Source organism: Mycobacterium pseudoshottsii JCM 15466 (assembly GCF_003584745.1).
GTDB lineage: Bacteria > Actinomycetota > Actinomycetes > Mycobacteriales > Mycobacteriaceae > Mycobacterium > Mycobacterium marinum.
Genome location: NZ_AP018410.1, coordinates 938945 through 958028 on the forward strand (window position 1 = coordinate 938945; position 19084 = coordinate 958028).

The following is a 19084-nucleotide window of genomic DNA, read 5'->3' on the forward strand; positions in this document are numbered from 1 at the left end:
GGCCTCCACGCTAGCGCAGTGCGGCGCCGGTGTGCAGGTGCGTCTTGGATCGTGGTGGCTGCCAGGCGGGTCGGGTGCGATGATTTCAGACGTGCAGCAGACCGCCCACACCGGCGAGGAACGCCCTGACCGCGGTACGCCCTCGTTTGCCACCCCGATATCGGGGGCGGTCGATAACCATCTGAGCATCGGCAGTTTCCGTTTCTGGTTCATCGGCCAGCGCTGGGAGTGGTCCGACGAGGTGGCCAGGATGCACGGATATGAGCCCGGCGCCGTGGTGCCGACGACGAAACTGTTGTTGTCGCATAAGCATCCCGACGATCGTGCCCACGTCCAGGACTTGCTGGACTATGCGTTGCGGTCGGGGGAGTCGTTTTCCAGTCGCCATCGCTTTGTCGACACGGCGGGCGTGGTGCACGACGCAATCGTGGTGGCTGACCGCATGGTGAACGAATCCGGCGTGGTCCAGGGAACATCCGGCTATTACATCGACCTCACCAACACCTTCGACGAAACGCGTCAGGAGGTGCTTGACGAGGCGCTGCCCGACCTGTTCGAGAACCGCGCCGCGATCGAGCAAGCCAAAGGTGTGCTGATGGCCGTCTACCGGGTCAGCGCCGAGCAGGCCTTCCGGGTGCTGCAGTGGCGGTCGCAGGAGACAAACACCAAGCTTCGTGCGCTGGCCAAACAAGTGGTCGCCGAAGTCGCGTCCTTGCCGCCGGTGTCGGCGTTGGTGCAAAGCCAGTTCGACCACTTGCTCTTAACGGTGCACGAGCGTATTCCCGCCGAGTCCGCGAGCTGATCGTCGCGGGTTGCAGACCGCGCGGTGGGGATCGGGTTAGGCTCTAGCTAATCCTGGACGGTGCAGACGGTGGATCGGGCTCCCTGTCTCAGCCGCCTAACGTTTGACACATTCGCGGGCGGTGAAGGCCATGGACCTGCTGGCGGTCGAGCATGAGGTTCGCCAGGACACCGTCGTGGTGCGGGCCAAGGGTGATGTCGATTCGAGCACCGTCGAGCAGCTCGTCGTCCATCTGGCGGCTGCCATGCAATTGGCGGCGACCCACCCTGCGCGCCTGGTCGTCATCGATCTGCAGCCGGTGACCTTCTTCGGTAGCGCGGGATTGAACGCGGTGCTGGAGTGTCATGAACAGGGGATGGCGGCGGGCACATCGGTGCGGCTGGTGGCCGACCACGGGCAGGTGCTTGCGCCGATCCAAGTTACCGAGCTGGATCGCATCTTCGAGATTTACCCGACGCTGGCCGGGGCATTGCGGCCCGGCAAACCCGGTGAGCACGATCTCGAGGATGTCGAGCGGCCACGATGAGCGCCAACGCTGCGGCCCCGGGGACGCCCAATAGGCAACCGTTGCCCGAGGACCTGCAGGCCGCGATCGCGCTGGGCGGCGAGATGGGGCGCCGCTTCGCCGAGTTCGACTGGGCACACCATCGGTTGGGCCCGCCCGGGGACTGGGCACCCGAAGTGCGTGCGGCGGTGGCGATGACCCTGACTTCGCGGTTTCCCATCGTGTTGTGGCTGAGCCCGACCGACCTGTTCCTGATGTACAACGACGCCTATGCCCAGATCTTGGGCGACAAGCACCCGGCGGCGCTGGGCAGTGCCGGGAAGGCGGTGTGGCCCGAGATTTGGACGGGGATCGGGCCGATGCTCGCCGGCGTCGTTGCGACCGGCAAGGCCACCTGGTCGACCGATCTGATGCTGCTGTTGATGACGGCAGGCGTTCCGCAAGAGCGCTACTTCACCTTCACCTACAGCCCGATCATCAGTGGCGGGGCCGTCCCGGCCATCTTCTGCGCGGTCATCGAAACGACGCAACGGGTGTTGAGCGATCGGCGTCTGCATCTGCTCAATGCGGTGGCGTCGGCCGTGCTGGAGACCCACACCATCGACGACGCGATCGGTGCGGCCGTCACCGCGTGTGCCGCGCAGCCCGCGGACCCTCCGTTCATCGCGGTGTATGTGGCCGCCGACGGTGCCGATGCCGGCGCCGGCCAGCATCGGATCACGCTGCGGGGAGCCACACCGTCGGTTTTGCCCGTCTTGCCCCAGCTGCTGGCCGAGCTGACGGACTGGGACATGGCTTCGCGGTCACGGGAGTCGGCGCATGTGGTCGGTGAGCTTGCCCGGGTGATTCCCGGCATCTGCGAGGTTTTCACCGACGACTGCCCGACCCAGGCGCTGGTGTTGCCGTTGAGTGAGGGCTCGACCCCCGGGGCGGTGGTGATCGGCATCAGCCCGCGGCGCCCATTGGATGCGCTGTATCGGGGCTTCTGCCAGCTGCTCGTCGATCAGCTGTCGGCGGCGCTGGCATCGGTGGTCTCCTACGAACGGCAACGGCAGCGAGCCGATGCGCTAGCGGAGCTCGATCGCGCCAAGACCGCGTTTTTGACCAACGTCAGCCACGAGTTCCGCACTCCGCTAACCCTGTTGCTCGGTACGGTCGAGGATGCGCTCGCCGACGCCGGCGGCGACACCGTCTTGGCCGATCGGCTCGATACCGCACGACGCAATGCGCGGCGTTTGCAACGGATGGTCGACTCGCTGCTGGCGTTCTCGCGGATCGAAGCCGGTCGCGCAACCGCGCGGCTGGTGTGCACCGACGTGGGCACGCTGACGTCGCATATCGCGTCGTCGTTCACCGAACTCTGCGCCCGCGCCGGGCTCGACCTTGCACTCGACTGCGCGCCAGCGCTGGCCGATGTCGATCCGGGCATGTGGGAAACCATCGTGCTCAATCTGCTGTCCAACGCGGTCAAATACACAATGAAAGGATCGACCGCCGTCGAGGTGCGCAGCGAGGCCGCGCACTGCCGACTCGTGGTGCGCGACACCGGAACCGGGATTGCGCCAGCCGACCTGCAGCGTCTGTTCGAGCGGTTCTATCGCGCCGAGAATGCCGGCGACCGCAGTGCCGAGGGCAGCGGGATCGGGCTGTCCCTGGTACGCGGTCTGGTTGAGCTGCAACGCGGAACCGTGCACATCGACAGCGAACCGGGGCGCGGCACCGCGGTCACCATCCGGCTGCCGAGGTCGCCGACCGGTGCGGCCGCCGACCAGTCGCCGGCCGCCTTGCTTGATGAGACCAACCCGTACGTGGAGGAGGCCAGCCAGTGGTTGGTCTCATCGCCCGCGCAGGTACAGGCGGCACCGGAACAGCCCCGCCAGCTGGTGCTGATCGCCGACGACAACGCGGACATGCGGGCCCATCTGCATCGAGTGCTATCGCCGCATTGGGAGACCGTTCTGGTCGCCGATGGTGAGTCCGCGCTCAACGCAACCCGCAGCCTGCACCCCGACCTGGTGGTGACCGATGTGATGATGCCCGGTCTGGACGGTTTCGAGTTCATCGCCGCCATCCGCGCGGATCCGGGCTGGCGGCCACGCCAGTCCGGATGTTGTCGGCCAGGGCCGGAGCGGAGGCCGTCAGCGATGGCTTCGCCGGTGGCGCCGACGATTATCTGTTGAAGCCCTTCCGTTCCCAGGAGCTGGTGGAGCGGGTGACCTCGCGGCTGGCCGCCGTTGCCCGCGAGCGCACCCGTCAGGGACTCGCCGCCAGGCTCATGCAGCTCGACGCCGCCCTACAGGCCACCGACTCGGTGGCCGGAATCCTCGCGGCCGTCCTGCACTACCGCCTGGCGTCGGGTGACGCGGCCGCGGCGGCAATCGGAGTTGTCGACGGGGACTATGTCCGGTTCGAGTATGCCGGCGCAATCCCCGCGGAATTGCGCGATCGCTACCACGTGGCCAGGCTGGACAGCCCGCTGGTGGGAACCGACGTCATTCACCGCGGCGAGCCGATGCTGATCACCGACACGCTGGACCTGCCCCCGCGCTATCAGCACGCGGTGCAGGACACCGCCGAAATTGTTCGGGCCTGTGTCGCCCAACCGCTGCGCAACGCCGACGGACGTGTCATCGGGGTGCTGACCCTGCTGTGGCCCACTCCGCGACAATTCGACGCGTCCGAACTCGAGATGTTCACCCGGACCGCCGAGATTACCCAGATCGCACTGGATCGGGTGCGCGTCATGACCCGCGAACATCGCATTGCCGTCGACTTCCAGGAGCATCTCCTGGACCTGGACCGGGGATCGACCAGCGCGGTGGTATCGGCGGTGTACCAACCGGCCGGCGAAGCGATGCGCGTGGGTGGTGACTGGTATTCGGTGACGCCGCTGGCGCATCCGGGCAGGATCGCGATATCCGTTGGTGACGTCGTCGGTCACGGCCTGGCCGCGGCGATCGTGATGAGCAGACTTCGTGCCGCCGTGGCCGCCTCCGCGCTGAACACCGCCGAACCCGCCGATGTTCTGGGAGCGCTGGACAAATATGCGGCAACCGTTCCCGGCGCCAGCTGCGCCACGGTCGCCTACGCCCTGATCGACACCACACCGGCGGGTGCCGGCGCCATGAGCTACATCTGCGCGGGACATCCGTATCCGTTGGTGGTCTCCCCGAATGCCAGCCCGGTCTTCCTCAAGTCGGGACGGCGTCCGCCGGTGGCCACCCGTGGGACCGACTCGACCGACGTCACCGCGCGTGCGGACCTGCCCGCGGGAAGTTTGATCATCTTCTATACCGACGGGTTGATGGAGCGGGCGGGGGGAGACTCTCGACGACGGCTTTGCCCGGCTGGCGGATGCGGCGGCGGACTGCTCCGCCATGCCGGTGGCGGCGGTGTGCGCCGAACTCCTGCACCGGATGTGCCCGGCCGAGGGCTACCGCGATGATGTCGTGGTGCTGGCGCTGCGTCCCAGCCATGCCGGTCCGCGCAGCTTCGCCACCGTGTTGACCGCCGTCCCGGCCGAGATCCCGGTGGCGCGCCGGCGGATGGCGCAGTGGCTGACCGCGATCGGGGTCGAACCCGTGCGCAAGGGTGCCATCCTGCTCGCGACGGGCGAGGCGGTCACCAATGCGATCGAGCACGGCAGCGGCTGTGACGCCGGCAAGACGGTGTCCGTCGAGGCATTCCTGGATCAGGATGCGATTGCGGTCACCGTCAGTGACCAGGGCCGGTGGACCGGAGACCCGTCGGCCAGCCTGCGCAGCCAGCGGCGCGGGCGCGGTCTCACGGTGATGAGCGGGCTCGCGAACCAGGTCGAAACCGTCCGTACCCCGCAGGGCACACGAGTCGTGTTGCAGTTCGACGCCGCCACCGTGGACTGGCCGTGAACTGGCCGTGAACTCTGGCCGTGAACTAGCTAGGCCTCCTCCATCGCCTCGCCGAGCTCCTCGAGGAGCCGGTTGTGGTGATTGCTCGCCATGACGTGACCGGCGGCGATGACCACCGCTACCGGCCATTCGATGAGTTCGAGTGCGGCCAGTGCGGCCAGACCGCCGTAGTAGGCCAGCTGCTCAGGCCGGGGGACCTCAACCTGGCCGACGAATGGCAGATTCACCACGAAAGTCTCGCTTTCCCTGATTTTCTTCACCGCATCGCGCTGTGAAACCGCTCTGCGCGCCTGCTTTTCCACCATCATTTGCCTTCCAGTAACGAAGGGTTTGCCGCCGAGCAGGGTCGTGCGGTCACCGTCTGAAGTATGTCGAGGACCGACGCCCTGGCCGATCCGCTAGTTTCGTCGTTTGCTGCGGTGCTGACTGTGCCGTTGCGGGAGATTTATGCGCTGTCGTGGCGCGTCGGGCTCGTGGAGATCGTCCAGCGGGAGCCGTCGCGGGTTCGGGTGTCGGTGACGTGCTCGTGTTGGGTGCAGGAGGGGCTGGAGGATCCGGCTGCTGAGCACGACCATCCAGAACACGGTCCACAACGGCCATCGCGGCGGTCGCAGCAGCGGCGGCTCCCAGGGCCTGCGCCCACCCGACCGGGTCGAGCGGGGTACAACCGAGCAGTTCGCTGACGATAGGAATACTGATCAGGGTACCCATCGCGGCCAGTGAGCCCAGCGCGGTGAGGACCACCAGCCAGTCGTGTGAGTCCAGCAGGGTTTGGCCCAGCTGCGCGCTCACCAGGGCGACCAATCCCACCGTGGATGCCCGACGCGGCAATCCGGTCACCCCGGCCATCATCCAGGCGGCGGTGGCCGCCGCAGCGGTGGTGGTGCCGCGAACGCCGACCGCTCGCCACAGCGCCTGCTGATCCGGTCCGCGCGCGTTGGGGTCGGTCTGGCCGCGCGGCTTGCTGACCGCCAGCGCCGCGGCGGGTAGCGCATCGGTGAGCATGTTCACCAGCAGCAGTTGCCGGGTGTTCAACGGCGAGGTTCCCGTGATGGCGCTGCCGATGATGGCGAATGCCACTTCACCGGCGTTGCCGCCCAACAACACTGAAACGGCCGCCTGCACCCGCTGCCACAGTTCACGCCCTTCCAGGATCGACGGGAGCAGTGATTCGATGCGACCGTCGAGCAACACCATGTCGGCGGCCACGCTGGCGGGGTCACTGCCATGCGCGACGACACCGATGCCCACGGTGGCCGCCCTGATCGCGGCGGCGTCGTTGGAGCCGTCGCCGACCATCGCGCAGACCCGCCCGACACGCTCTAGCGTCTGCACGATCTGCACCTTGTTCTCGGGTGTCATCCGGGCAAAGATCACGCGCTCGGCGACCGCACGCTCCTGGTCCTTGCGCGACAGGGCATCCCACTGCGCGCCGCTGATGATCTGTTTGGCGCTCACCCGCAGGCCCAGCTCTTCGGCGATGGCCGCGGCGGTGATGGGGTGATCACCGGTGATCAGCCGCACGTCCAGCCCGTGTCCGCTCAACTCGGCGAGCAGACCCGCTGCCGTGGGGCGCGGCGTGTCGGACAGCCCTAGAAAGCCCACCAGGGCCAAGCCGTCGTGGCAGAAGTTAGCGATGGCGTCCGGGTCGTCGACAACGGTCCGGGCCTGCTGTGGGCTCAGCTCGCGCCGCGCCACCGCGATCACCCGCAGCCCGTCGGCGGCCAGTTCAGCGACCTGGCGGTCAATGCTCGGGCCGTTGGCTCCGCAGGCGGCCAACACCACCTCCGGGGCGCCTTTGATGCCCAGTTCGGTGTCTGACACCGAGGCGGAAAACGACCTGCCGGAGCGGAATGGCAGGTGAGCGTCGGACCGGTCGAGTTCGGCGGCCAATTCCGGTGGTGCCGCTGCCACGATCGCGACATCGGTGGCGTGTACCTGCGGTCCACCGTTGGCGGCCGGCGCGGCATGGACCGCGCAGCGCAGTACATCGTGATCCGAAAAGCCGGGGCCGGGATGTACTTGCGCCACGCGCAGCCGGTTCTCGCTGAGCGTTCCGGTCTTGTCGAAGCAAACCATGTCGACGCGACCGAGGGCCTCCACCGATCGCGGGATGCGGACCAGGGCGCCGAAGTGGGTGAGCCGGCGCGCCGAGGCTTGTTGCGCCAAAGTCGCCACCAGCGGCATGCCTTCGGGCACCGCGGCCACGGTGACGGCAATGCCGCTGGCCACCGCTTGGCGCAGGCCTTGGCGACGCAGCAGACCGAGTCCGGTGACCACGGCGCCGCCGGTCATGCTGACCGGCCAGGCCCGGTTGGTGAGCTGGCTGAGCTGGTGTTGCAGACCGACGTTGGACAGGTCGCCGGACACCAGGTCGGCGGCCCGCCGCTCCTGGGTGTCCGCCCCGACCGCGGTCACCACCGCAACTGCGGTCCCGGCTACCACGGTGGTGCCGGCATAGAGCATGCAGCTACGGTCCGCCAGATCGGCTCCGGGTGTGGGCTCGACCTGTTTGGTCACCGACAGCGATTCGCCGGTGAGCGCGGACTCGTCGACTTCGACATCGGTCTCGTCGATCACCCGGGCGTCGGCGGGAACCACCTCGTGGGTCCGGACCTCGATAACGTCGCCGGGCCGCAGTTGTTCGGCGACGACGTCGACGTAGCCAGGCTGTCCGTCCTGGCCGGTGACCACCTTTCGCGCGGGCGGAATTTGCAGCGCCAGTAGGCGGTTGAGCCGGCTCTCGGCGCGGAGTCGCTGCGTTGCGGCCAGTATCGAGTTACCGGTCAGCACCGACCCGACCATCACCGCGTCAACGGGTGAGCCCAATACCGCGCTCGCCGTTGCGCCCAGAGCCAGCATCGGTGTCAGTGGGTCGGAAAGTTCTGCGCGGACCGCGCCGAGGAACTGTCCGATCGCCTGCATGGGCTCGGCGCCGAGTTGTGCGCCACGCTTTGCCGCGTGCGCGCCGCTGCTGAGGGCGCGGGTCGCCAACGTCGAATGGGGTGCGCCCGGTTGAGGCGAGGTGTCGGTTGGCGGCAACAGTTTCTGGACCTGCTCAACGGACATGGCATGCCATTCGTGGAACGCGGCGGGTCGAGGCGGGCGCGCGCCGACAACCTTTCGCGCCAGCAGATACCCCGACAGCAGTCCGGCGCCCGCGCCGGTGGTCACCGGTCCCGGGCCGAGTCCGCGAACGCCCGGCACCATCAGTAGGGCACCCAAAGCCGATGCGCCACCGGATATTTCGATACCCCGCCGGCGTGCCGCCTTGGCGGCAGGAATCGCATGCATGATCCGCCATGCGGCACCAAGATCGGGCAGCAGCACATCGGCGTACCAGGGTGGGACGGCGTCGGCGGTCCGCGGCAGTACACCAAGTGCCACGTCGGCCAACGAAATGGCGCGGCTCTGCGACGACAACAGCGCAACGGTGCGCCCCGCCTGCCTGAGTGCGACCACCGCGTCGGTCAGGGCGTCATCGATGGATCCGTGTCGCAGCGGCCGGATGTCGTCGAATGCCGGCCGCAGCTCGCCCAGCGAGTCGTCATCGACCGACACCAGATCCGCTCCGGTGCGATGCGCCTCGGCGACCACGGCCGAGGCGAGCGGATCATGCGCGGGCAAAAAGAGTGCTTCGGCTTCGAAAACCCCGGTGCTATCCGGATTTTCCGGGACCGCATGCCACCCCGGGCTCAGATCGTCGCGCTCCAGCAGCAACTGGGCCCGGTTCCACGCCGCCGACAGTTGGTCCTCATCCGCGCCGCGAATCCGGGCGACCCGTAGCTTGTTGGTGCACAGCACTCGCGGGTCGATGACGACCGCGTCGACCTCGTCGAGGCGGCGCAGGCAATCCGGCCGCATGGGCAAGACCCCGTGCCGCTGTGCCAGACCCTGACCAAGCGCAGCGGCAAACGCCTCCGGGGTGGTTCGGCTGGCCTTCGGGGTCGCCACCAGCGCGGCGGTCGCCGCCATGTCCATGTTGCGGGTGGCCAGCCCGACCAGCGTCGCGCTGATCGTCTGAATGTGCGCAAAGCGATCGGCATTTCGTTCGGCGGCACGCGCCGGTGCCGGCCGGGGCGCGGTGTAGGGCGCGCTGGTCGCCGGTTGCTCCGCGTACTGGGCCAACTCCGGTTCGTGGTGCTGCCAGGCCAGTGCCCCCGCCCGGGCTTCGGCGGCTTTGAGGGTTTGCATCGCCAGCCCCACCGACAACGATGCCGGTGCCTGGGTGAGCGTTTCTGCCGCGGCTACGGCCAATGTCATGACCGTGTCCGTCGCCGGCCCGCCGATGCGGTCCTCGAGCAGGCTGCGCAGCCGGGGCTGGTAGTCGACCGCCACCACGCCGGCCAGCAAGGTGATCGGCACCCGCGGCCAGCGCAGCGCCCGGCCGGTGAGTGCCAGCCCGAGCCCGGCGGCGTTGGTGGCGACGGTCACGGCCCGGTTCACCAGTACCACGCTGTCGCCCGGCAGGCTGATAGCGGGCGTTGGCCGGTAAGTGTCTTGCGTTGCGCGATAACGCTTTTCGGTGTCTTCGACTAGGCGACACAGCTGCGGCAACGAGGTAGCCGCATCGATGTCCACGACAACCCGCGACAGCGGGTAGTTGATCCGAACCGACGCGATGCCCGGGTGGGTGCGCATGGCCTCGCGCACCATGCGTGCGAGTTCACCGTCGGGTGTGTCATTGAGGCCGCGAACCTCGATCCAGGCGCGGCCCGCACCGCGCCAGCAGTGCCGGGTGAGTGTCTCGGGGGACAGCTCACCGGAGAGCGCCTTGGCGCCCTCGCGTAGCGGCGCGGCACCGAACTCCAAACACGCCTTGGTTACCGAACCGGTCGTCCTGCCCAGGGTTGCGGCGACGGCTGCGGTGGTCATCACCGACGCGGTGGCCATCGCGCTGGTTGCCTGGATGCCCGTGGCGAGCGCGCGCAGCGGCAGAGCCCCTTTTATGGATGTAGCAATGCTCAATGGGTGCTCAGCGCCGCCATCAATTGGTGCTGCGCAGTTCGGCGGCGCCCGCTCGACGGCCGGTTGACTTCTTGGCCGCGGTCTTGGCCGGCGCCTTTTGCGGGGCGGCCTTGGCCGGCTCCTCCTGGTCGGGTACCGGCGCGAGTTTCGCCTTTGCCGCTGGTGCGGAGGCCTCGGGCCGCTGACTCATCCGGCGCAACAGCAGCGCGCTGCCGCCGACGGCGAGCAGGATCGGCCATTCCACGATGCCCGCGACTCCCAGCGCGCCCATGGCCAAGGCGGCGGCCGGTGTCGACTTGCTGCCGGTGCTGAGCCCGCGCTGGATGCCTTCGGCGGCTCCCTTGACGCTACCGACGACGCCGTTGACCGCCGCGCCGCCCACCGCACCCGCGGCCGCCGTGGTCGCCGTCGCGGCCCGATTCACCGTTTGACCAACGTTGCGGACTGCTCCGCCGACGACTCCCATAATTGCTCCCTGACTTCTCACCGATCTATCGCTGCGTCCCATGCTGCACAACATCGACAGCGCTGTCTTCAGCATGCATCTATTAGAAGCCTGCCACGTTACAAACGCGCAGACAACGAACATTGTTAGGGAGTGTCCAGTGGCTAGGCGGCTGGGCCGGGGCGCAGGTCGACGAAAACCGGTGCGTGGTCGCTGGGGGCTTTGCCTTTGCGCTCGTCCCGAACGATCTGCGCGTCGACCACGCGGCCGGCCAATGCCGGCGAGCCCAGGATGAAATCGATGCGCATTCCCTCCTTTTTGGGGAACCGCAGCTGCGTGTAGTCCCAGTAGGTGTAGACACCCGGCCCCGGGGTGAAAGGCCGTACCAGATCGGTGAACTGTGCATCGACAATGGCGTTGAACGCCTTGCGTTCTGGCTCGGAGACGTGGGTGGCCCCGGTGAAGAACTCGGTGCTCCAGACGTCCTCATCGGTGGGGGCGATGTTGAAGTCGCCGGCCAGCGCTATCGGCGCGCCGGGATCGTTTTTCAGCCAACATTGGGCCGTATCCCGCAGCGCAGCAAGCCAATCCAACTTGTATGTGTAGTGCGGATCCTCCAGCGCGCGGCCGTTCGGCACGTACAGGCTCCACACCCGAACGCCGCCACAGGTTGCGCCCACCGCGCGAGCTTCGGCGGCCGCGGCGACCTCTGGCTTGCCGCTCCAGGCGGGCTGGCCATCGAAGCCGATCTGGACGTCGTCGATGCCGACGCGCGAAGCGATGGCCACGCCGTTCCATTGATTGAAACCAACGTGGGCGACCTCGTAGCCGAGTTCGAACAGCGGCAGCGCCGGAAACTGGGTGTCCGAACACTTGGTCTCTTGAATGGCCAGGACATCGACGTCGGCGCGCTCCAGCCAGTCCAGGACGCGGGGTAGGCGGGTGCGAATGGAGTTCACGTTCCAGGTGGCAAGCCGCAGGGTGCCATCGGGCATGGCTAGAGGCTAGCGGGTGTCCGCAGATAGCGACGACGATGGTGCGGCCGCAACCCCAGCGACTCGGCCCAGCCGGGCGTGGCGGTGCCGGGCACGCAGGTGTAGCCACGGGTCGCACCTCGGCCGGCGCCCCAGGCCAGCAACGCCGTGTAGAGCAGGGCGGCCGGACCGGTCGGGGACTGGTCATCGATGGTGCAGGCGGCCGACACCCCAACCCAGCGGGTGCCGTCCGGCGCGTCGGTTACCGCCGCGCGTGCGACCACCGCTTGCGGGCCGGAACCGAATGCAAGCTCGCCGTCGATGACCGCGGTGAGGGCATGCTCGGCGATCTCGCGGTCGCAGTGGCCTCGCCACACATCGTCGGGCCGGGGCGACACCGTGATCGACGGGTCGGCTTGGCGGGTCGCGACCTCGCCGACCAGGACACGTTCGGTGTGCTCACCGGTCAGGCCGGCCGGATCCGGCATGAGCCGGTCGGGAATGGCCAGCCGCGGCGTGCGGCCGCGCTGCGTGTACCAGTCGAGGATCGCGGGTATCGAGTCGGGGCGGGCCGAAATGTCCAGCGGGACCGCCGAATTAGCGCATAGCGGGGCTCCGTGGCAGGCGCGTAGCAGCCAGCCGTCCAGCCAGCTCCGGTCGGTGCCGGGCCACGCCGCGGCCGCCGCATGTTCGAGGGCCCTGATCTCGGCGGTGCGGATGGGCGCATCGGTGAGCACCCGCAGTGCCACCACGTCGGCCGGCGCGAACTCGGCGATCGCTCCGGTCTTCGTTTGCACGCGCACCGTCGGGGCAATCGCGAGCAGATGTCCCACCGCATCGGTCAGCGGCGGGACGGACCCGGCCGGTCGGCGGTAGCGAATCGTGACTCGCGTTCCGAGGTCCGGCCACGGCGCCGTCATCAGTGACCGAACGGATCGGGCCCCTCGCCCGGCAACCACGACAGGCCGGGAACCCCCCAGCCGTGTGACTTGACCGCACGCTTTGCGCTGCGGGCATGCCGGCCGATGAGGCAGTCCAGGTATAGATAGCCGTCGAGGTGCCCGGTTTCGTGCTGCAGCATGCGCGCGAACAGGCCGGAGCCTTCGAGCTCGACGGGGTTCCCCTCGGCATCGAGCCCGGTAACGCGGGCCCAGGTGGCGCGGCCGGTAGCAAACGACTCGCCGGGAACCGACAGGCACCCTTCGTCGTCGTTGTCCGGGTCGGGCATGTTCTCGGGGATCTCGGACGTCTCGAGCACCGGGTTGATGACCACGCCCCGGCGGTGCGCGGCCTTTCCGCGATCGTCGGCACAGTCATAGACAAACAACCGCAGGCCGTATCCGATCTGGTTGGCGGCCAAGCCGACGCCGTGCGCGGCATCCATGGTCTCGTACATGGTGGCGATCAACTCGGGCAGATCGGCAGGTAGCGAACCGTCGGCTCCGACCGGGACGGGAGAAGTCGGAGTGTGCAGGACTGGATCGCCCACGATCCGAATAGGAACCACTGCCATGGTCGGCTAGCTTATGCGGGGCGACTGGGCCCGGTGACGACGCCCGCCGCTCGGCGGCGGAGGAGTCGGGTGGTTGGGCGCGACGCCGGGTCGGAGGCAATCCGCCCAATCTGCCGACTCGCGGGTCGCGGTTACGGGGCAACAGTTCCCGGCGTGGTTGAATACGTCGGAACATGCCCCTTTGTAGGTCAAGTCATTCGAGCAAATAAAGCAAATAAGCATTCGCCGGAAGGGTCCAGGGGAAGCGATATGGACGGCGCTATGGCGCGGGCAAATCGAGCGGGGGACGACTCTGAAATTGCCGACGGTTTGACCCGTCGGGAACATGACATCCTGGCGTTCGAACGCCAGTGGTGGAAGTTCGCGGGTGTCAAGGAAGACGCCATCAAGGAGTTGTTCTCGATGTCGGCGACGCGCTACTACCAGGTGCTCAATGCGCTGGTTGATCGGCCGGAGGCGCTGGCGGCGGATCCGATGCTGGTGAAGCGGTTGCGCCGGCTGCGGGCCAGCCGTCAGAAGGCGCGGGCCGCCCGGCGGCTCGGCTTCGAGGTGACCTGACACTGGTCCCGGTTTTGTCCGTGCTTTTTCAAGTTCTGGGCCTCTCCTGGCTACAGTGGGCTCGATGAACGAGCGCGTACCCGACTCTTCGGGGCTTCCTCTGCGGGCCATGGTGATGGTGCTGCTGTTCCTGGGCGTCATCTTCTTGCTGCTGGGTTGGCAGGCCCTGGACTCGTCCGGGAAGGCGGTGGATGACTCATCGTCGCTAACCACGATGCCGACGTCGCCCAGCGCCACGAAGTCGCCGACCTCGACGAGTGCCAAACCCGCTGCCCCCCAGGCGGAGGTGCGGGTCTACAACATCTCTGGTCTCGAGGGTGTCGCTGGGCGCACCGCCGACCAACTCAAAGAGGCCGGCTTCAATGTGACTGAGGTCACCAATCTTTCGGTATCGGACGTGCCGGTCACCACCGTCTATTTCGGCGATGCCGAAGGCGAACAGACCACCGCCGAAGCGGTGGGTGAGAAGCTGGGCGTGCCCGTCGAACGGCGGATAGCCGAAATTTCCGACCAGCCCCCCGGCGTCATTGTCCTGGTCACGGAGTGAGCCGGCGCGACACCAGCCCGGGTCGTTTCGGCCCGCTCGATGACTCGAGGGTCGCCAGGTTAGGCTCTCGCTATGCCTAAGCCAGCCGGTCATCGCAATGTCGCAGCTGTCACCATGTCCGCTCTGTCCGCGACCGCTTGTGTCGCGTTGTTGAGCGGGTGTTCGTCGCCTCAACATGCGTCGACGGTTCCGGGCACCACACCCTCGGTGTGGACCGCTTCACCCGCGCCGGCCGGCACCAACGAGCATCGCGAGGGGGCGTCCGAATCGGAGGGTCTGGCGACTCAGCTGCGGGCACCGGATGGCACCGAGGTTGCCACGGCCAAGTTCGATTTCGCGGACGGATTCGCCACCGTCACCATCGTGACTACCGGCACCGGCTACCTGGCCCCTGGCTTTCATGGAGTGCACATCCACAAGGTGGGCAAGTGCGAGGCCAATTCGGCCGGTCCGACCGGCGGCCCGGTGGGTGACTTTCTGTCTGCGGGAGGACACTTGCAGGTGTCCGGGCGCCCCGTGCCCGGGCAGTCCAGTGGTGACCTGACGTCGCTGCAGGTGCGTAGTGACGGCAGCGGGACGCTGGTGACCACGACCGATGCATTCACCATGGATGACCTGACGAGCGGGCAGAAAACCGCGATCATCATTCACGCCGGCGCCGACAACTTCGCGAACATTCCGGCGGATCGCTATAACCAGACGAACGGGACCGCGGGTCCCGATCAGACCACGCTCGCCACCGGTGATGCCGGTAAGCGGGTGGCGTGCGGTGTCATCGGCTCCGGCTAGCTCGTCGGCGGGTCGGACCGCAAACCGGATAGATTTCGCGCGTTCGCAGCGGCCGACCGTAGGAGTGGAGTGGGAGTTCGCCCTGGTCGACGCCGAGACCCGGGATCTGAGCAATGAAGCCACGGCGGTCATCGCCGAGATCGGTGAAAACCCCCGGGTGCACAAGGAGCTGCTGCGCAACACCGTCGAGGTGGTCAGCGGTGTGTGCGGCTCTGCCGGCGAGGCGATCGAGGATCTGCGCACCACCCTGGGCCCGGCCCGCCGGATCGTGCATGCCCGTGGCATGGAGCTGTTCTGTGCGGGCACCCATCCGTTCGCGCAATGGTCCACCCAGAAGCTCACCGACGCACCGCGTTACGCCGAGCTGATCAAGCGCACCCAGTGGTGGGGCCGCCAGATGCTGATCTGGGGCGTCCATGTCCACGTCGGCGTCTCCTCGGCGAACAAGGTGATGCCGATCATCTCTGCGCTGCTCAACTACTACCCCCACCTGTTGGCGCTGTCCGCCTCCTCGCCCTGGTGGGGTGGCGAAGACACCGGTTACGCCAGCAACCGGGCGATGATGTTTCAGCAGTTGCCTACCGCCGGGCTGCCGTTCCAGTTCCAGACCTGGTCGGAGTTCGAAGGCTTCGTGTATGACCAGAAGAAAACCGGCATCATCGATCACATCAACGAAATACGTTGGGATATAAGGCCTTCGCCGCACCTGGGCACCATCGAGCTGCGGATCTGTGACGGTGTTTCCAATCTGCGCGAGCTCGGTGCACTGGTGGCCTTGATGCATTGTCTCGTGGTGGACCTGGATCGCCGGCTTGATGCCGGTGAGACGCTGCCGACGATGCCGCCCTGGCACGTCCAGGAGAACAAGTGGCGCGCCGCGCGCTACGGCCTGGACGCGGTGATCATCTTGGACGCCGAAAGCAACGAACGGCTGGTTACCGACGACCTCGACGATGTGCTGACGCGGTTGGAACCGGTTGCGCGGTCGTTGAGTTGCGCGGACGAGCTGGCCGCGGTCGCAGAGATCCCGCGAGTCGGCGCCTCTTACCAGCGCCAGCGGCGGGTGGCCGAGGAACACGACGGAGACTTGCGGGCGGTGGTAGACGCACTGATCGCCGAGCTGGATATCTGACCTGCCGGACACGCCGTCGGATGGATTCGCGCGCTAGTTCGACCGCCACGCTCGCCCCCGCGATGCGGTGGGCGCACACGACCGGATCCGGGCTGCCGCCGGATTTAGGCGCGCAGTCGCGCGATGAACACCTGTGCCGCCGCCTCTGCGCGCTGTGGGTCACCGGCGATGATGGCCTCGACCAGCTCGGTGTGTTCGCGCTCGTATGAGGTGCATGTCCCCACCGGGCCCGCTTCCACCGCCCGATGGATGGTTGGCAACAGCAGGTCATAGAACTGTAGATATATCTCGTTGTGGCTGGCCGCGACGATGGCGCGGTGCAACGCCGTGTCGGCCGAAGTCATCTCGGTGCGTTCTTTGTCGTTCGCCGGCTCTCGGCTCCACAGTTCGTTGCGCCGGGCGAGCAGGGCCCGAAGGTCCTCGATGTCGGCGGCATCACGCCGGCGCGCGGACAGGACGGCGGCGGTGACCTCTACCGCCTCGCGCAGTTCCCAGAGATCACGTTCGCGGGCGGCCGCGAAATATTCGGCGAGGGCGCTGCCTTGTTCTACGTCGGCAATGACGTAGGTGCCCGACCCTTGTCGTCGCTCGAGTATTCCCACGTGCACCAGGGCCTGCACGGCTTCGCGCACCGTGTTGCGGGCGGTTCCGGTCATCTCGCAGAGTTCGGGTTCGGTGGGAATGCGATCACCGACTTTCCAGCGCCCTGACGTGATCTCATCGCGCAGCTGATCGCTTACCTGGGCGATGAGTGTCCGGCGGCGCACTGTCTGCATGCCACCAGCATAGGCAGTTTGCCCAATACATCCATTCATCCCATGATGCCTACCGTTGTCCAACACTGGATTGGGGGAATTCCGATGACTGCTGTGGCGGCACCGGTGATCCACGACCCAACCGCCAGCCGGTCGTTGTTTGCCAGCAGGGTGACGGTCTTGCTGGCGATCGCACTGTCCGCCTTCACCATACGGTCCGCCGTCACCTCGATGGCGCCCCTGCTGGCGAGGGTCGCAGACACGATGGGCTTCGGCGGTACCGTCATCGGCGTCTTCGGGATGCTCCCCACCGCCATGTTCGCCTTGGCCGGGTTCGCCGCGCCCCTGAACCGCCGGTTCGGCCCGGAACGTCTGGCGCTGCTCAGTGTCTTGGCCACAGCGGCGGGGACTGCCGGCCGCTCGATGGCGTCCGACACGTCCGAGCTGATGGCGTTCACCACGCTTGCCCTCGTCGGCATGGGCATCGCAAACATTGTGGTCCCGCCGCTGGTCAAGAAGTACTTCAACGATCGCGTCGCCTTGATGAGCGCGATCTACCTCGCCTGCCTACAGCTGGGCACCATCATGCCGGCCGTGGCCGCGGTGCCACTGGCCGAGTCCTATGGATGGCGGGCCTCGCTCGCAATCTGGGCGCTCATTCCCGCGGTCGCAGTTCTACCGTGGATACTCGTCCTCGTCCGCCGCCGCACCAATGGCACCGATCACGCTGCCCGGACGGGAAAAAAGATCGGGCCGATCTGGCGCTCGCCGATCTCCTGGGGCCTGACCTTCATGTTCAGCATGACGTCGCTGATCACCTATGCGATGTTTGCCTGGCTTCCCGTGATCGTGACATCTGCCGGAGGCAGCGAAGCGCTCGGAGGCGCCATGGTTGCGACTTTCTCCGGCGTCGGGTTCCTTGCAGCGCTGGTCACGCCCAGGCTGTGCGCTAGGGCTGCCAACCCGTTCCCCATTGTCGCCGCTTCTGCGTTGTGCTTTCTCGTCGGTTTCGCGGGATTGCTGTGGGCTCCGCTGACCGCGCCCATCGTCTGGGCGATATTTCTCGGACTCGGCCCAAGCACCTTCCCGGCCGCGATCACCCTCATCAATCTGCGGTCGCGCACCGAAAGCGGCTCCGCGGCGCTGTCCGGTTTCACCCAGGGCATGGGCTATCTGTTGGCCAGCCCAGGACCACTGATCTTCGGAATCCTCTACAACGCCACCGGACGGTGGGAACTGTCGTTCGGATTTCTCCTGGTCCCGCTGATTGCACTGCTGGCCGGTGGGTATCACGCCTGCAAGCCCCGCTATCTGGAAGACACGTTGACCCCTTCCCGGAAGTCGGGATCGGACGCTGTCGAGGACGTTGTCGAGGGAGAACGTCTGCAGGAGTGTTCGACGAGCTGCGCTTGACCTCGCGACCGGCCGGTGAGCCGGGGCTTGGTGATCACCCCGCCTTGCGCGATACGCTGCCTTTCTGCACAACCCTGCGATCGTGGCGTGGCCGCGACTGTTGTCTGGCAGGTGTGGCAGACCCGGATTGAGGGGGCATGGTGGCCGTTCCGAAGCCCTTCGAAGCACCGATGTTTCCGCTGGAGGCGGCGATGCTGCCCGGCCAGGATCTGCCATTGCGCATCTTTGAGCCTCGCTACAGCGCGCTGGTGCGACACTGCCTCGATACTGGTGATCCGTTCGGTGTGGTCCTGATCGCCGGTGGGCGCGAGGTGGGTGGCGGTGAGTCACGATACGACGTCGGGACGCTGGCCAGGATCACCGAATACGTCGACGAGGGCGCGGGTCGTTATCAGTTGTTGTGCCGCACTGGGGAACGGATTCGGGTATGTGACTGGCTCCCGGACGACCCCTATCCGCGCGCGACGGTACAGATCTGGCCAGATGAGCCGGGCGCAGCGGTGAGTGCGGCCCAGTTTCGCGACACCGAAGACCGGGTGATGGCGTTGTTCGAACGGATCGCCACCGCCCGTGGCATCGAGTTGCCGGGTCGCGATGTGGTGTTCGACTACCAGTCCGACGACATCGCCGCTGACGCGGGAACGTTGTTGTACGAGTTGGCGTCTCGGGTTCCGATGGGCCCGGCCGACGGCTACGCGGTGTTGTCGGCGCGGTCGGCCGCTGATCGGCTGGCCGCACTTGCCGAGGCGGTGGACTCGGTCGAGGCGATGGTCGATTTCCAGCTGTCCGACTAGTC

General features: G+C 67.1%; 18 protein-coding genes. 11 read left to right on the top strand and 7 right to left on the bottom strand.

Annotation, left to right across the window (positions count from 1 at the left end; translation table 11 throughout):
• The first annotated feature begins 79 nt into the window (after nucleotides 1-79).
• From MPSD_RS04260 to MPSD_RS28855, 5 genes are all read left to right on the top strand, one after another.
• Nucleotides 80-802, top strand: a complete 723-nt coding sequence (locus tag MPSD_RS04260; RefSeq protein ID WP_015354406.1) for a PAS and ANTAR domain-containing protein — start codon at nucleotides 80-82, stop codon at nucleotides 800-802.
• 130 nt (nucleotides 803-932) lie between these two features.
• The gene (locus MPSD_RS04265) at nucleotides 933-1328 is read left to right on the top strand and encodes an STAS domain-containing protein (RefSeq protein ID WP_015354407.1); all 396 of its coding nucleotides are present in this window, start codon (nucleotides 933-935) and stop codon (nucleotides 1326-1328) included.
• A complete protein-coding gene (locus MPSD_RS28845; protein WP_020788772.1) occupies nucleotides 1325-3487 on the top strand; it encodes an ATP-binding response regulator in 2163 nt (720 codons plus the stop codon). Before MPSD_RS04265 ends, MPSD_RS28845 begins: the two co-directional genes overlap by 4 nt.
• Entirely contained in the window at nucleotides 3415-4752 is a 1338-nt protein-coding gene (locus MPSD_RS28850; protein WP_232022749.1) for a GAF domain-containing SpoIIE family protein phosphatase, read from the top strand. Before MPSD_RS28845 ends, MPSD_RS28850 begins: the two co-directional genes overlap by 73 nt.
• Nucleotides 4685-5194, top strand: a complete 510-nt coding sequence (locus MPSD_RS28855; protein ID WP_232022750.1) for an ATP-binding protein — start codon at nucleotides 4685-4687, stop codon at nucleotides 5192-5194. Before MPSD_RS28850 ends, MPSD_RS28855 begins: the two co-directional genes overlap by 68 nt.
• Nucleotides 5195-5223: 29 nt before the next feature.
• Here the strand turns inward: MPSD_RS28855 and MPSD_RS04275 are convergent, their stop codons facing one another.
• The 6 genes from MPSD_RS04275 to MPSD_RS04300 all read right to left on the bottom strand — a co-directional run bounded on the left by MPSD_RS04275 (nucleotide 5224) and on the right by MPSD_RS04300 (nucleotide 13094).
• Nucleotides 5224-5499: a hypothetical protein gene (locus MPSD_RS04275; RefSeq protein ID WP_086085304.1), complete on the bottom strand. Its 276-nt coding sequence runs from the start codon at nucleotides 5497-5499 to the stop codon at nucleotides 5224-5226.
• A 49-nt stretch (nucleotides 5500-5548) separates the two neighbouring features.
• Nucleotides 5549-10132: a cation-translocating P-type ATPase gene (locus MPSD_RS30495; RefSeq protein ID WP_174524091.1), complete on the bottom strand. Its 4584-nt coding sequence runs from the start codon at nucleotides 10130-10132 to the stop codon at nucleotides 5549-5551.
• A gap of 49 nt (nucleotides 10133-10181) precedes the next feature.
• A complete protein-coding gene (locus tag MPSD_RS04285) occupies nucleotides 10182-10628 on the bottom strand; it encodes a hypothetical protein (protein ID WP_086085301.1) in 447 nt (148 codons plus the stop codon).
• A gap of 143 nt (nucleotides 10629-10771) precedes the next feature.
• Nucleotides 10772-11587 (bottom strand): exodeoxyribonuclease III, encoded by an 816-nt coding sequence (locus tag MPSD_RS04290; RefSeq protein WP_174524090.1) that lies wholly within the window; start codon nucleotides 11585-11587, stop codon nucleotides 10772-10774.
• Between the two features lie 17 nt (nucleotides 11588-11604).
• A complete protein-coding gene (locus MPSD_RS04295; protein WP_012392691.1) occupies nucleotides 11605-12501 on the bottom strand; it encodes an N-acetylglutamate synthase, CG3035 family in 897 nt (298 codons plus the stop codon).
• A complete protein-coding gene (locus tag MPSD_RS04300; RefSeq protein WP_036426947.1) occupies nucleotides 12501-13094 on the bottom strand; it encodes a peptide deformylase in 594 nt (197 codons plus the stop codon). The genes MPSD_RS04295 and MPSD_RS04300 overlap by 1 nt, the downstream gene beginning before the upstream one ends.
• A gap of 249 nt (nucleotides 13095-13343) precedes the next feature.
• Between MPSD_RS04300 and MPSD_RS04305 the strand changes: the two genes are divergently transcribed.
• The 4 genes from MPSD_RS04305 to MPSD_RS04320 all read left to right on the top strand — a co-directional run bounded on the left by MPSD_RS04305 (nucleotide 13344) and on the right by MPSD_RS04320 (nucleotide 16120).
• Nucleotides 13344-13652: a DUF3263 domain-containing protein gene (locus MPSD_RS04305; protein WP_012392693.1), complete on the top strand. Its 309-nt coding sequence runs from the start codon at nucleotides 13344-13346 to the stop codon at nucleotides 13650-13652.
• Between the two features lie 64 nt (nucleotides 13653-13716).
• Nucleotides 13717-14199 (top strand): LytR C-terminal domain-containing protein, encoded by a 483-nt coding sequence (locus tag MPSD_RS04310; protein ID WP_051153739.1) that lies wholly within the window; start codon nucleotides 13717-13719, stop codon nucleotides 14197-14199.
• Nucleotides 14200-14271: 72 nt separating this feature from the next.
• Entirely contained in the window at nucleotides 14272-14988 is a 717-nt protein-coding gene (sodC, locus tag MPSD_RS04315; RefSeq protein ID WP_020788764.1) for a superoxide dismutase[Cu-Zn], read from the top strand.
• Entirely contained in the window at nucleotides 14945-16120 is a 1176-nt protein-coding gene (locus tag MPSD_RS04320) for a glutamate--cysteine ligase (protein ID WP_086085300.1), read from the top strand. The genes sodC and MPSD_RS04320 overlap by 44 nt, the downstream gene beginning before the upstream one ends.
• Before the next feature lie 104 nt (nucleotides 16121-16224).
• Here MPSD_RS04320 and MPSD_RS04325 read toward each other — a convergent pair whose 3' ends face one another.
• Entirely contained in the window at nucleotides 16225-16896 is a 672-nt protein-coding gene (locus MPSD_RS04325) for a FadR/GntR family transcriptional regulator (protein WP_174524089.1), read from the bottom strand.
• A gap of 84 nt (nucleotides 16897-16980) precedes the next feature.
• On the opposite strand from MPSD_RS04325, the gene MPSD_RS04330 reads away from it, so the two are divergent.
• The gene (locus tag MPSD_RS04330; protein WP_086085299.1) at nucleotides 16981-18288 is read left to right on the top strand and encodes an MFS transporter; all 1308 of its coding nucleotides are present in this window, start codon (nucleotides 16981-16983) and stop codon (nucleotides 18286-18288) included.
• A gap of 137 nt (nucleotides 18289-18425) precedes the next feature.
• The gene (locus MPSD_RS04335) at nucleotides 18426-19082 is read left to right on the top strand and encodes an LON peptidase substrate-binding domain-containing protein (RefSeq protein ID WP_015354414.1); all 657 of its coding nucleotides are present in this window, start codon (nucleotides 18426-18428) and stop codon (nucleotides 19080-19082) included.
• Nucleotides 19083-19084 lie beyond the last annotated feature (2 nt).

Bases quoted from the DNA above. Each gene is read 5' to 3' on its own strand.
- MPSD_RS04260 (WP_015354406.1), top strand. From the start codon at position 80: ATGATTTCAGACGTGCAGCAGACCGCCCACACCGGCGAGGAACGCCCT.
- MPSD_RS04265 (WP_015354407.1), top strand. From the start codon at position 933: ATGGACCTGCTGGCGGTCGAGCATGAGGTTCGCCAGGACACCGTCGTG.
- MPSD_RS28845 (WP_020788772.1), top strand. From the start codon at position 1,325: ATGAGCGCCAACGCTGCGGCCCCGGGGACGCCCAATAGGCAACCGTTG.
- MPSD_RS28850 (WP_232022749.1), top strand. From the start codon at position 3,415: ATGTTGTCGGCCAGGGCCGGAGCGGAGGCCGTCAGCGATGGCTTCGCC.
- MPSD_RS28855 (WP_232022750.1), top strand. From the start codon at position 4,685: ATGCCGGTGGCGGCGGTGTGCGCCGAACTCCTGCACCGGATGTGCCCG.
- MPSD_RS04275 (WP_086085304.1), bottom strand. From the start codon at position 5,499: ATGGTGGAAAAGCAGGCGCGCAGAGCGGTTTCACAGCGCGATGCGGTG.
- MPSD_RS04285 (WP_086085301.1), bottom strand. From the start codon at position 10,628: ATGGGAGTCGTCGGCGGAGCAGTCCGCAACGTTGGTCAAACGGTGAAT.
- MPSD_RS04295 (WP_012392691.1), bottom strand. From the start codon at position 12,501: ATGACGGCGCCGTGGCCGGACCTCGGAACGCGAGTCACGATTCGCTAC.
- MPSD_RS04300 (WP_036426947.1), bottom strand. From the start codon at position 13,094: ATGGCAGTGGTTCCTATTCGGATCGTGGGCGATCCAGTCCTGCACACT.
- MPSD_RS04305 (WP_012392693.1), top strand. From the start codon at position 13,344: ATGGACGGCGCTATGGCGCGGGCAAATCGAGCGGGGGACGACTCTGAA.
- MPSD_RS04310 (WP_051153739.1), top strand. From the start codon at position 13,717: ATGAACGAGCGCGTACCCGACTCTTCGGGGCTTCCTCTGCGGGCCATG.
- sodC (WP_020788764.1), top strand. From the start codon at position 14,272: ATGCCTAAGCCAGCCGGTCATCGCAATGTCGCAGCTGTCACCATGTCC.
- MPSD_RS04320 (WP_086085300.1), top strand. From the start codon at position 14,945: ATGCCGGTAAGCGGGTGGCGTGCGGTGTCATCGGCTCCGGCTAGCTCG.
- MPSD_RS04325 (WP_174524089.1), bottom strand. From the start codon at position 16,896: ATGCAGACAGTGCGCCGCCGGACACTCATCGCCCAGGTAAGCGATCAG.
- MPSD_RS04330 (WP_086085299.1), top strand. From the start codon at position 16,981: ATGACTGCTGTGGCGGCACCGGTGATCCACGACCCAACCGCCAGCCGG.
- MPSD_RS04335 (WP_015354414.1), top strand. From the start codon at position 18,426: ATGGTGGCCGTTCCGAAGCCCTTCGAAGCACCGATGTTTCCGCTGGAG.